General features: G+C 43.3%; 8 protein-coding genes and 1 tRNA gene. 4 read left to right on the plus strand and 5 right to left on the minus strand.

The window, feature by feature from the left end; translation table 11 throughout:
- Positions 1-476 precede the first annotated feature (476 nt).
- Complete coding sequence (locus ACG3M1_RS05900; RefSeq protein WP_217793559.1) at positions 477-3,710, minus strand: SNF2 helicase associated domain-containing protein; 3,234 nt, start codon at positions 3,708-3,710, stop codon at positions 477-479.
- A gap of 783 nt (positions 3,711-4,493) precedes the next feature.
- Here ACG3M1_RS05900 and abc-f point away from each other — a divergent pair.
- The 4 genes from abc-f (at position 4,494) to ACG3M1_RS05920 (ending at position 7,779) form a co-directional block, all read left to right on the plus strand.
- A complete protein-coding gene (abc-f, locus tag ACG3M1_RS05905) occupies positions 4,494-6,119 on the plus strand; it encodes a ribosomal protection-like ABC-F family protein (protein ID WP_009269589.1) in 1,626 nt (541 codons plus the stop codon).
- A 27-nt stretch (positions 6,120-6,146) separates the two neighbouring features.
- Positions 6,147-6,503 (plus strand): hypothetical protein, encoded by a 357-nt coding sequence (locus ACG3M1_RS05910; protein WP_227761327.1) that lies wholly within the window; start codon positions 6,147-6,149, stop codon positions 6,501-6,503.
- 47 nt (positions 6,504-6,550) lie between these two features.
- Positions 6,551-6,859: a hypothetical protein gene (locus tag ACG3M1_RS05915; protein ID WP_008819716.1), complete on the plus strand. Its 309-nt coding sequence runs from the start codon at positions 6,551-6,553 to the stop codon at positions 6,857-6,859.
- A 446-nt stretch (positions 6,860-7,305) separates the two neighbouring features.
- The gene (locus ACG3M1_RS05920) at positions 7,306-7,779 is read left to right on the plus strand and encodes a low molecular weight protein-tyrosine-phosphatase (protein ID WP_009269587.1); all 474 of its coding nucleotides are present in this window, start codon (positions 7,306-7,308) and stop codon (positions 7,777-7,779) included.
- 411 nt (positions 7,780-8,190) lie between these two features.
- Here ACG3M1_RS05920 and ACG3M1_RS05925 read toward each other — a convergent pair whose 3' ends face one another.
- From ACG3M1_RS05925 to ACG3M1_RS05940, 4 genes are all read right to left on the minus strand, one after another.
- Positions 8,191-9,012, minus strand: coding sequence for a DNA-formamidopyrimidine glycosylase family protein (locus ACG3M1_RS05925; RefSeq protein WP_009269586.1), 822 nt, complete (start codon positions 9,010-9,012; stop codon positions 8,191-8,193).
- Positions 9,013-9,126: 114 nt separating this feature from the next.
- Positions 9,127-9,200: transfer RNA gene (locus tag ACG3M1_RS05930), tRNA-Trp, on the minus strand.
- 633 nt (positions 9,201-9,833) lie between these two features.
- Entirely contained in the window at positions 9,834-10,700 is an 867-nt protein-coding gene (locus ACG3M1_RS05935) for a class I SAM-dependent methyltransferase (protein ID WP_395815022.1), read from the minus strand.
- A gap of 542 nt (positions 10,701-11,242) precedes the next feature.
- Complete coding sequence (locus tag ACG3M1_RS05940; RefSeq protein ID WP_009269585.1) at positions 11,243-12,010, minus strand: class I SAM-dependent methyltransferase; 768 nt, start codon at positions 12,008-12,010, stop codon at positions 11,243-11,245.
- Positions 12,011-12,189 lie beyond the last annotated feature (179 nt).

A 12,189-nucleotide genomic window follows, 5' to 3' on the forward strand; every position in this document is an offset into this window, starting at 1 on the left:
TGCAATCCACTGATGATTTTAAGGGGAAAAGCGGCTACAGAATGCATGTCTTCGCTGTATACGGTTATGGAGCATTTAAAAATCAGAAGGCATCGTTCGTTTTTCTTTGCTGATATGGGAATGAGATGCAAGAAACCGCTCATTTTTATAAGCAGCGAAAGAAATAACTTGTAATCGTTTGCTTAACGGAGAAAAGATATGCTGCCAGCATGCTTCCCTATGTCTTTCTCTTCCGCAAATGAGTAAGACAGCCATTGCGCTGTGAAAAGCGTTCAGAGGTCTATCGTAAGGTTGGATATAGAAAAAGACGCAGTACATGGGAGTATCCAAATGTATATGCGTCTTTGTTATGATAGCTTCAGCTGTGCATTATGCCATGCTGTTATAAAAGACAGCCTTATAAAAATAGCAATGAAATTCAGCTTGTGTAAGTATCTCTATTTTTGTACATGACCTTGTCAGACAGAGGCAGTGCGTTAGAACAAATTCATCAGCTCTTCCTTGCTCATGCTGGTGATGATTCCCTCGTTATTGTGAATAATGGAGTCGCTGAGGTCCTGCTTCAGACTCTGCAGCTGCATGATTTTCTCCTCGATGGTATCCTTTGCTATCAGCTTGACAACCTGTACATTGTTATGCTGACCGATGCGGTAGGCGCGATCCGTTGCCTGATTCTGTGCAGAAACGTTCCACCATGGATCAAAATGGATAACGACTTCCGCACTTGTCAGATTTAAGCCGGTACCGCCTGCCTTCAGGGATATCAGGAAGATGGGGGTATCATCACTGTTAAAGCTGTTTACCAGCTGCTGCCGCTGCAGCTTCGGTGTGCTTCCCTTCAACAGATAGTAAGGGATATCCTGGCGTATCAGCTCCTTTTCCAGCAGCGAAAGAAGCGAGGTGAACTGTGAGAACAGGAGAACCTTTTTTCCGGATTCCCGGCAGCTTTCAATAAACTCCATACAGGCACTGATTTTGGCACCGATACCGTTATAATTTTCATACAGCAGGCGCGGATCACAGCACAGCTGACGCAGTCTGGTCAGCATACTGAGAATCATGATTTTACTGTTTGCGAAGCCTTTTTCCTTAAAGCTTTTGTTAAGGTCATCCCGTATGAGGGATACATTGGCCATATATAATTTTCTTGTTTCTTCATCCAGCTCAATCAGCACGGTGTTTTCCACCTTTTCCGGCAGTTCCTTGAGGACATCCTTCTTCACACGCCGCAGGATAAATGGTTCAACCATACGTTTCAGCTCCTTCAGCATTCCCATATCGTTTTCCTTGACGATGGGCTGCTCATACTGCTTTTTGAAATAGGAATAGGTATACAGATAGCCGGGCATTAGGAAATCAAAGATGCTCCACAGCTCTGCCAGTGAATTTTCAATCGGTGTTCCGGTCAGGGCGAACCGATGGCGGGCCTGTATCTGCTTTACGCTGATGGCATTCTTGGTGTTGTGGTTTTTGATATACTGCGCTTCATCGATAATCTGATACTGGAAGGTAAAGTCCTCGTAGGCTTCAATATCCCGTTTTAAATAATCATAGGAGGTGATAACGACATCATAGTCCTTACAGCTGCGGATTTGTACCTTTCGCTCATCACTGGAGCCGCTGATAATGATGCTCGTCAGCGTCTTGGAAAATTTCTCAATTTCACTTTGCCAGTTGAGTATCAGCGAAGACGGGCAAACGACCAGTGACAAAGAATCTTTGCGCTGCAGCCGTTCATCCTCCAGCAGCGTGATCACCTGCAGGGTTTTACCGATACCCATATCATCTGCCAGTATACCGCTAAAGCCATAGGCAGCCATGGTTTTCATCCAGCGAAAGCCGGTTTTCTGATAATTACGCAGTGTTGACTTCAGCGCTGGAGGGACTGCAAAGTCACTGTCCTTGACATTGCGGATGCCGCGAATAATATCCTTGAAGGAGGAATCCCGGTCGACCTTGATCATATCGCTGTCCTTCAGACTGTTGTCAATATACAGAGAACGATATTTGGGAACCTTGATCACACCGCTGCTGATTTCCTTTTCACTCACGTGCATACCATCCAGAATTGCACTGAGCTCCTGCAGTGCACTATCCTCGATATTGACAAAGGAGCCGTTTTTCATACGGTAATACTTCTTATTCATACGATAAGAGGCAAGGACCTCCTGCAGCTCATTAACAGGGAAATCGTAGGTATCAAAATTAATTTCCAGCAAATCACTTTCAATGCGGACACCCATGGAGATATTGACACTCTCCTTGATCTGCAGCTTTTTAAATTTATCTGTAGCAAATATCTCACAGGTATTGCCAAGCTCCTTCAACCCCTGATTCAGAAATTCATACATGGCATCCTGCGAATGCTCGATATAGGCAATGCCGTCCACTGCATCGATTCGGGTCATGTAACGGGTAAAGACAAGCCGTGTCGCAATTTCATCATTGAAATTTCTGGAGGTGGACAGGGCACTTGTGCTGAAAGCGTTGTATTCCTCATTTCCATAGCAGTACATCAGGCGTGCGGAAATCACATTGTGCTTGGGCATATCGATATACAGACGGCATTCCAGAGGAAGCGGTGCAAAGGCAGAAATATCCACACCTCTCAGCGGAATATACCGGCGTGTATTCATAATGACATTATTATAAAAGGTGGGCATGAGTTCACTGCTTAACAGCAGTGGTTTTTTCTTTTCCAGATATGTCTGCAGCAGGCGGCTGCAGGCTTTGGAATAAGCGGTATCACAGCGGTACAAAATATGATCCATTAACAAATATACATGGCTGCGGCCTTCAAATATGCGATAGCTCAAAGAGCTCAAGGCGATTTCATAGGAGTCATCCTCCTGTTTTTTAACTTCCATGGTAAGCTTTGGATTTTCATCCAGAAAGCGCATGTTGATCAGCATTTTTTCCTTCATGCGATGCATGATATCCTCACCGGCGTACAGCTGGAAAAATTCATCAAGCGCATCCGGTGTCATACACAGGTTACGTGCCTGCGGACAGCGCTCCAGTGCATGGCGGTTCTGGAAATAGAGGACATCATGCTCATGGCGCAGCATAAAGTCAAGCAGCTTCTGACTTTCTTCATCAAAGCTTAAGCGGTTATGCAGAAACTCCAGCTCCTTGCCATAGCTTTTTTTCACATTGTGGCGGATATCGTCAAGAAACTGCGCAATATCCTTTACGATATAGCGCTTTGCATTCCCCACCTTCAGTGTCAGTGCCAGGATAGTTCGCTGACGAATCTCCAAAACAGGCTCGATATGTACCGCCTGCTTCAGATTCATAGCCAGCGAGGAATAGATGATTTGTTCCTCATAGGCATTCATAAGGGAAATGGCGTAGCTGTCATGCTGCTGAACTGCGGTATGTGCATCCGTCTCCTTCTGCTTCTTTTCATGCTCCTCATTCAGCTTTATTAAAACAGCCGTACAGTGCTCACATGACAATGTATCTTTCCCATGCTGCGGACAGCTGCATAAATGTGCGCGCACCGTTACATCATCCTTGTCGATGGACATGTTGACTTCCCGGTAGTTCTTTCCATCCTTAATGGTAGCGTTGATCATGATGATTTCCCTGGAAGAAAAATCATCGATATCCAGAGATACGATTCTCTGCTCATCCACCAGTCTTTTCGCTTTTTCATATTGTTCATCACTTCCGGCAAAATCCCGGATTTGTGCATTGGTAAACTCCATACATACACCCCTGCTTTCATCTTATTATTGTACCATCTTTTTCACGTAATTTGTCCCTGTATATGAAATGTTTTTCCATAAAGAGAAGATATGTATACCGTTCAGTGTTTGTAAAAATACGCCTGCTGCTTGCATTCAGACTGTGTCTGCGAAAAAAATGTTGTAAGGCAACAGTTGCTGAAGGTACCGGATATACATAAAGGATCAAATGACTAAGACGAGATTACACAAAGGTAAGTCAAAGCTGCTGTTTACAGTATGAAGCATGTATATACTGTGTGAGGATAGCATGCTAATAAACTTTTCGTTATTTCATAAGTATGAATGATATATTCCTCTATATTTCTTGTAGATAGTACTATTCTGATACTATAATGTTAGGCTTTTACCTTCAGCATACCAACTATGAAAAAATTGATATTACAGACGATTCAAGAAAATGAAAGTCGGATATTCTTTGCATAAAAAGAAGCACTGAAAAGGAGTCTCTAAAAAATCACTTGACGTATCAGTGTCCTAACGTATAATATTAAGTAAAGGATATAGAAAGACAGAGGAACAGCTGCGATGAGAATTTGATAATCTAATTTACAAAAACGTGAAAACTAGCAGACATACCATAGCGTATGTACTGTTTTGCGGACTGTGGGTTAAATTATCATTGTGTTTTTTTATCAATCTGTTCTTTTCTTATACTTCAATGCATGTAGAATGCAGGTAAGATAGATATCGAGCATAGATTTTTTATATATGATAATCCACCCGCTCATAGGGAGGGATTCTATGCTGCTGGAATTACAGCATGTAATAAAAAGGTTTCATGATAAAGAACTGCTTCATATACCGGTATGGCAGATTCATCAGGGTCAGCGGATTGGACTGATTGGCGCAAACGGATGCGGAAAAACCACACTTTTGCGGATTTTACAGGGAGTGTGTGTGGTTGAAGAAGGTGTTGTACGTAGATTTTGTACGCTTTCCTATTTTGAACAGCTGTCACAACAGGTTTCTTATGGGGATGGAAGACTACTGAGGGAATTATCTGTTTCTCATCTGCAATCGAAGAAACAGGTAAGCGGTGGGGAACAGCAGAGGCTGCGGTTGTCAAAAGCACTGAGCACACCCTGTCATCTGTATCTTCTGGACGAGCCGACAAGCAATCTGGATCAGCAGGGAATTGCCTTTGTGAAAAAAGCCCTGCAGAATATGGATTCCTTTGTACTGGTTACGCATGAGCGTTCCCTGTTACAGGAGGTATGCAACCAGATCATTGAAATTAAGGATGGCAGGCTGCACATATATGAAGGTAATTATGAAAGCTATCTTTATCAGAAAGAGGAACATAGAAAATATCTGCAGCACCGTTACTATACAATCGAGAAGCAGCGTCACCAGCTGCAAAAGGCGTATGAGCAAAAAATAAAGCAGGCACAAAAGGCGAAGCGGAAGCCGCGAAATGTTTCAAACAGTGAACGTAAAATGCGGGGAAAGGTCGCGCTTCGAAAGTCCAAGGACGGTATCAGTAAGGCGATGTATCGGCAGGCGGATGCGATTGCAAGCCGTATGGAGCATTTGGAAAAGGTTGAGGTGTTAAAAGAGGAAGAAGCAATTGTGATGGATGTACAGGCGCTGGATCTGCCAAAAGGAAAATGGCTGTTGAAAGCAGAAGGACTAAGTGTTTCCTATGGAAGGCACAATGTGCTAAAGAATGTGCATTTCTTTATGAAAAATCACAGTAGAGTAGCTCTTGTTGGAGAAAACGGCTGTGGCAAAACAACGCTGCTGCAAGCGATTGTACAGGGAAATCCTGCGATATGGAAGGCACCAAAGGTGAAGATTGGCAGATTGTTTCAGCAGTTTGAGAATTTGAAGGATGAGCAAAGTGTATATGAGAATGCCATGGCGGATAGTGTGCAGGGGGAGCATGTCGTGCGCACAATTCTGGATCGGTTGTTATTTCAACAACAGGATTTGAAAAAGCCGGTAGCTGTGTTAAGCGGTGGAGAGCGGATGCGGCTTGGCTTTGCGAAGCTGATGGTAGGTTCCAGCAATCTGCTGCTTCTGGATGAGCCGACAAATTATCTCGATCTTCCTTCCATTCGCTGTATCACAAAGCTGCTGCAAAATTATGAGGGAAGTGTATTGTTTGTATCTCATGATGCGGCATTTATCAAAGAGGTCGCAACTGAGGTATGGGAGCTTCGCGAGCATACGCTGTACATGCCGCAGGACTGTGTGAAGTCATGCAGTAAAAAGCAGGGACAAATCGATCCGGATATAGCGACAAAGCGAATGATTCTGGATATGCGCAGAAGTGAGGTGGCACATCGACTCATACAGGCATCAGGTGATCGGGAAGTACTGGAGAAGGAATATGCTGAAATAATGGAAAAACTGAAAAATCTATAGAAAGGGATTTGTCAATCTGTGCTTTTCATGATACCATGGACGGTAGCAGGTAGTCCGGATAGGAAAGAGATGCATGATTCGCGGATTCATGAAACTTCACAGGAGCATCAGGGCGATGAAATTCTTTCCAGGTCACTGCAAATCGTTGCCGCAGGGGGATTTGTGAACAGGCATATACGACCAAATATCAAACGGATATTTCTGATTCGACGGACTGACACGCTATCTTATATGAACGATAGCATTGCAGATGTCTTCTATGGAAGCTTCAATTCATTTTTTGATGCAGAGACGCTGCAACGATACAGCAGCTGTGGATGTGTCGATATTCTGCACAAGGTTGGCAAAGAATATGAGGCGATGATGAAATGGAAGGCATTATAAGTGAGCGTAGCATTCGATTACGTAAATGTTAACAAGGAGAAGCATACATGGACATACATAATCATAATCTGAATATACATTATTCCATACCGGAAAACTTATGGAATGAGCTGGTAGAAATGTTTGCACAGCTGCCGCATTATCGGGGCTTTAGTGATGGCTGTCCGCAATGGTATGGATGTGACGGAAAGCTGATTGAGGCTTCTTTGGAGACCAGTGGTCTGCAGTTTTACGCAGAGCTTCCACAGGAGGAATGGGATGCGTGGTTTGCGCAGTTTCAGCGCAGAGCAGAGAAAATCCTGGGATATCCCATAGGTGAACCGGAAGACGGATATGAATTTCGGATTTATGACTGAATAGAAAGATGAAATGATAAAGAATCGCTCAGATAGCAGTGGACGATGATTTTCTTCGCAAAAATCCATTGAACTGGCATCTGCCAATGTCAATGATTCTGTTACCAGAGAAGCGAATACCCGGAAACAGCAAATAGATCTATTTGACAAAATTCGAGATAGATTCGAAACCTTGCAGTATATTCTGGGTCACGCAGACATCAGTGTAGCCTTGAACACATACACCCATGTGAATTTCGATATGCAGAGGAAGAAGTATATCGGATAGCGAAGGATTAAAAAAGCCCGTTGGTAAGGATGCTTGCTTTACCGATGGATTTACAAGGATTGCAGGGAAAGACATGAGAAAACACGAAAAGATATGAGAGGATACCTTGAAAAACGGAAAACCCTGAAATATCAAGCGTTTGGAAAGAAACATAAGACTTAAATGGAGATATGAGCACATGATAAAAATACTATTCATTTGCCACGGCAATATCTGTCGATCCACAATGGCGGAATATGTTATGAAGGATTTGGTGAAAAAAGAAGGAATGCAGGACAGATTTTATATTTCATCCGCCGGCACAAGCCGCGAAGAAATCGGAAACGGAGTTCATTATGGAACACGCCGTAAGCTGCGTGAAGAAGGAATACCGGTGGGAAATCACAGGGCTGTACAGATGTGTGAAGCAGATTATAAAAAATACGATTATTTGATTGGTATGGATGGCGCAAACATGAGAAACATGGAACGTATTGTTCATGGTGATCCAAAGCATAAGCTGTATCTGCTGCTTGACTTTACAAGCCGCCCGGGCGCAATTGCCGATCCATGGTATACTGGTAACTTTGATGCTACGTTTACCGATGTGATGGAAGGCTGCAGTGGTCTTCTGAAGTATTTGAAATCACAGTGGACAGATGAGAATTATTGACAGTGATATACGCAAGAAAAAACACGCATGAAATTGTGAAGGGTTCTTTCTTACTTTAGGGTGTTTGCAAAAGGGAGACTTCAACTTCTATTGATAACTGCAATCGTATGGAAGTCTCCCTATGTTAAGTTTACCCACAATCGAGAAAGAACCTTGTGAAGAGCATGCGTGTTTTATGCTATACAAAGAATCTGAAGGGCGAAGAGAGCAGATACTGCACATATAGGAAGCTTGCCAGTTCACTTCTGTTATAAAAGCTTTACATTTTGTTTAGATTGCCTTTTCGTACCTATGATATAGTTCTTACAGCCACATACTACCTGTATACTGTGGCATATTCATTTAATTCCATAATTCTGGATATGGAATCCACAAAGAAACCGCCGGTGTCCGTTACATCCGGCGGCTTTCTTATTTCTGGCAATGTGGACAGTAATAAATACTTCCCCCCAGATATTGCTCTTTCTGAATTCTGCCTCCGCATTTCGGGCAGCCATCCTTATAATGCCCTGCCGACATGACACAGTGATACCCGCCCTTTTCACCATAAATGTTCTTCTCACTATCCCTGCCGCCTTCCTGTACCATCTGCTGCAGCGTCTGCTTCATTGAGAAAAACAATGTGTTTATTTCATCCTTTGTCAGTGTATTCATTTTCCGTTTCGGATGCAGTCCCGCATAAAACAGGATATCCTGACAGACACCGTTTCCGATTCCTATAAACCTCTGCTTTGTCGCCAGAAAGGCTTTCACACTCAGCTTTTCTGTTTCATGATGCAGCTTGCTTAAAAAATTGTCGTACGTGAAGCACTCGTCCAGCAAAGAACAGCTTTTCAGCTCTGCCTCATAATAGGCATCCTGTGCACCCTCAGTCTTTGGAAAAACATGTATTGCCGCATACATGGAGGTCGTAACGTGCAGACAGCTTCCATCTGTAAACATAAGCAGCAGCTTGCTTTTTTTGAATTGCTGTGGTTTTGCAAACCAGCGGATATTTGCTCCATCACGAAAGGTCAGCACCTCATCCTCAATCTCCAGTTCCACATAGAAGCTGCGCTCTACTACAGCGGTTACGGCTTTGTTTTTCAGTCGATCGTGATAGGTATCCGGATTACCATAATAAAACGTGAATTTGTGATCCGTGAAATTTCCGGACACACTTTGAATAGTTTTTCCAAGAACCTCTTTACGTAAATCTGCTGCTATTGTTCTTGCTTCAGGAAGCTCAATCATATACATCACCTGTATAGATTGTATCAGAAAAAGGTACAGCTGCCTATGATCCTCCTGTATTTCCCAAAGATGATGAAAAAAAAGATGCTCGAATGAGCATCTGAAGATGTAAACTGGCAGGGGTAGAGAGGATCGAACTCCCATCAGCGGTTTTGGAGACCGTTATACTACCATTGTACTATACCCCTAGGCTTTAACGCTTTATTATATTATCACAGAAAAAGATTTATGGCAATAAGAAAATCGTAAAAATTACAGGAACCGCGGCATCTGATCCATCCATTTCTCAGGTTGCCGTCTCTGCAATATCATTGATCATGCACATCGCTTTTTGCATATTGCGACACAACTCCTGAAATCCTAAAAGGGTATGGCATACTGCTTATTCATAGCTACAGCACCTGGTAGCCAGCAAACCTTCATAGGGAAATACAACTGCGTATCAAAGCACTTCCCTTCATACCATGGGCATAGTGAATATATCGCTGCTGAACAGCTTACTTTCAATCTATGACAGCGAACAATCATATGAGTATCACAATATTACTGTGAGCAAATAAGTTTGCATATACAAAAAAAGGTGATACAATAACCATGCCATCAATCTTCTCTATAAACTCCCGATGGTGCTGCTCTTCACATCCAAAGAGCGGCTTTTTTTTGTTCCTCAGCTGCTTATGCGAATAAAGCGATACTTATGAATACATGAATGCACAGTCCCTGGAAATCTCTATTCAAAAAAAGGCTCCCATGAAAGAGAGCCTTGTGTCATTTCCTGCTAGCTATATCTGAATGGAGATTTCGTAAATTATCTGCCGCAATCAGCCATCACTGCCTATATCCGTTGCGTCAGTTCTGCTTTTACAGGCGGCGATACACATTGTCTGATCATAATCACCACATGGATTTCCGTTCATATCACGGAAGAATGCTATGCTTGTAAAGCCTGCCTCCTGCAGTGCTTCCTGCAGCTCTGCTTTCGTAAAGGTATGCTCCCATACATGAAACTGACGGATATCATCCTCTGTTATCGCGATATATCGGTTCAAAACAGTATTGTCTTCCTCATAGCGAAAAACATCATGCAGAGTCAGGCATCGCTCATCCGCCCAGAAGCCATCCTCTGTAATTTCCCATGTTTTAGATTCAGGTACTCCGTCGTAGCGGGAAGGAAGAAATACATCAAAAAGCAGGACGCCCTCCGGCTGTAACCAGCTGTAAACGGAAGCCAGCAGTTTTTTTCTGTCCATAGCAGACAATACACCAAAATCACAGTAAATCAGGGTGATGATGTGAAATCTGCTGTTCATGTGCAGCTGTGTATAATCAGCGCACAGATAGTGTATGGAAAGCTGCTGCTGTCTGGCAGAATGCATTGCATAGGTAATCGAATGCTCGGAAAAATCCACACCGGTGACTGCATATCCCTTTTTGCAGAAGCGCTCCGTATAAATACCGGGTCCGCAGCCAAGGTCTAGTAGTGTCGGATATCTTTCCGCTGGAAACTGCCTGCTTATCCAGTCGATGGCTTTTTCCACGGTTTCGATCCTACGAGTTGCGGAGTCCTCGGTAGTATCCAGATGTGCTTTCAGCATACGTTTTACCGTATGCGGATCACTCCAGATATTGTCCTTGCTTGTTTCATACAATGCCGGTTTTTGCATTGCCATGGTAAATAGTTTTTTCATTTGTTCTGTCCTTTCTTTTCCTGATGGCAGCTTACGAAAAGCCTGTGGATATCCCACAGGCTGTTATAAACATTTCTGTGGAAGTAGCTGATACAATGACCACGATATAAACCCTGTCTGATACAGGCTGTTTTATATCTGCTTTCTGATCATTTTCTACTTTTCCACGTTTCACTTCATTACGCCTTCAACAGCGTCAAGTGCGCCGGACAGAACCATCTCCTTTAAAAGCTGCCACGCTCTCATTATACAGAATATGGACGACAGATGTAATTGAATTTTCAAGAAGCTGTAAATCTGTTAGCATCTACCGATTTACATTACCGATGCAGTCGCATACATAGCATTGCTTTTGATAGCTCAAAATGAAGGTATGTAAAAACAACCGCTCGAAAAGTCGCTTTTGTGGCGGGAATGTTCCTGTGAAAGCATGCGACAGCATGCAGGGGTAGCCATATTAGCTTTTTCTATCAGGCAACCTGACGGGCACGGGTTGCACTGCCTGATGGCATCCATTCCTGTATGGATTCAAACAGAAAAGATTAACGGCTGTTTTTTCGTGCAATGAAAAGATTGTGATTGCTGTGTCCCAAAAAGGATGGTTTTTCACATGTTTTGAAATGGTATCGCATCCATACCTGAAATTCCTCTGCAGTAAAGCGATTGATACGCTCACTCATCAATTCCGCAAGACCGTCTGCCGCAACATGCTTCAGCTTTTCTAAGGGAAAGGGATGAAACAGCTCATCTATGCTTTGCTCGTCATGAAACACAAACGGGTCATTGTGAAGCTGCAGGGTTTTCGCATCAAATTCATCTCCCGTAAGGAATCCCTCCACATGCATGGTTTCCGTTGCCATTACCATATCGTGTGGAATATAGGCAAACATCAGGATGCCCTTGTTTTTGCATACCCGGCAGGCTGCCTCGATAGCCTGTAGCTGCTCCTGTGTTTTCGAAAGGTGATACAGGGGACCGAAGCAGAGAACCATGTCAAACTTTGAATTCCAGTCCTCCGGCAGGTGTGCGGCATCACATTCCAGAATGGTGATATCCATATCCCTTGTTTTTCTGCTTTCCATAATCTGAACATGCTTTTTAACCGGTTCCACCGCAGTAAGGGAATACCCCTCCTTCGCTAAGGCGAGAGAATATGCACCACAGCCTGCACCGATTTCCAGAATCTGCGCCTGTGTATTTGCATATTGATGAATATAGTGCATGGTTGTCAGGTACTCAACCTGACTTGCATAACCGTGAAAGAGTCTTTTTTCCTCCTCAAAGTGTTCATACAATTCCTGTAATTCCATAATCACTACCTCCTTTCGTTTCCAATAGTATACAGGAAACCGTACACCGATATGGAAAATCTGCAGATTGCTGAGAAAAGAGGTGTTAAGCTGATGAATTCTTTATCAGGTGCAGAAACACTTTATCAGAAAAGGGAACTTCAAGGCTGTTGCAATATCAATGTATTAAAATCTTCAAG

Source organism: Clostridium sp. 10cd* (assembly GCF_044336395.1).
GTDB classification, from domain to species: domain Bacteria; phylum Bacillota_I; class Bacilli_A; order Erysipelotrichales; family Erysipelotrichaceae; genus Clostridium_AQ; species Clostridium_AQ innocuum.

Bases quoted from the DNA above. Each gene is read 5' to 3' on its own strand.
- ACG3M1_RS05910 (WP_227761327.1), top strand. From the start codon at position 6,147: ATGATACCATGGACGGTAGCAGGTAGTCCGGATAGGAAAGAGATGCAT.
- ACG3M1_RS05925 (WP_009269586.1), bottom strand. From the start codon at position 9,012: ATGATTGAGCTTCCTGAAGCAAGAACAATAGCAGCAGATTTACGTAAA.
- ACG3M1_RS05900 (WP_217793559.1), bottom strand. From the start codon at position 3,710: ATGGAGTTTACCAATGCACAAATCCGGGATTTTGCCGGAAGTGATGAA.
- ACG3M1_RS05940 (WP_009269585.1), bottom strand. From the start codon at position 12,010: ATGGAATTACAGGAATTGTATGAACACTTTGAGGAGGAAAAAAGACTC.
- ACG3M1_RS05920 (WP_009269587.1), top strand. From the start codon at position 7,306: ATGATAAAAATACTATTCATTTGCCACGGCAATATCTGTCGATCCACA.
- abc-f (WP_009269589.1), top strand. From the start codon at position 4,494: ATGCTGCTGGAATTACAGCATGTAATAAAAAGGTTTCATGATAAAGAA.
- ACG3M1_RS05935 (WP_395815022.1), bottom strand. From the start codon at position 10,700: ATGAAAAAACTATTTACCATGGCAATGCAAAAACCGGCATTGTATGAA.
- ACG3M1_RS05915 (WP_008819716.1), top strand. From the start codon at position 6,551: ATGGACATACATAATCATAATCTGAATATACATTATTCCATACCGGAA.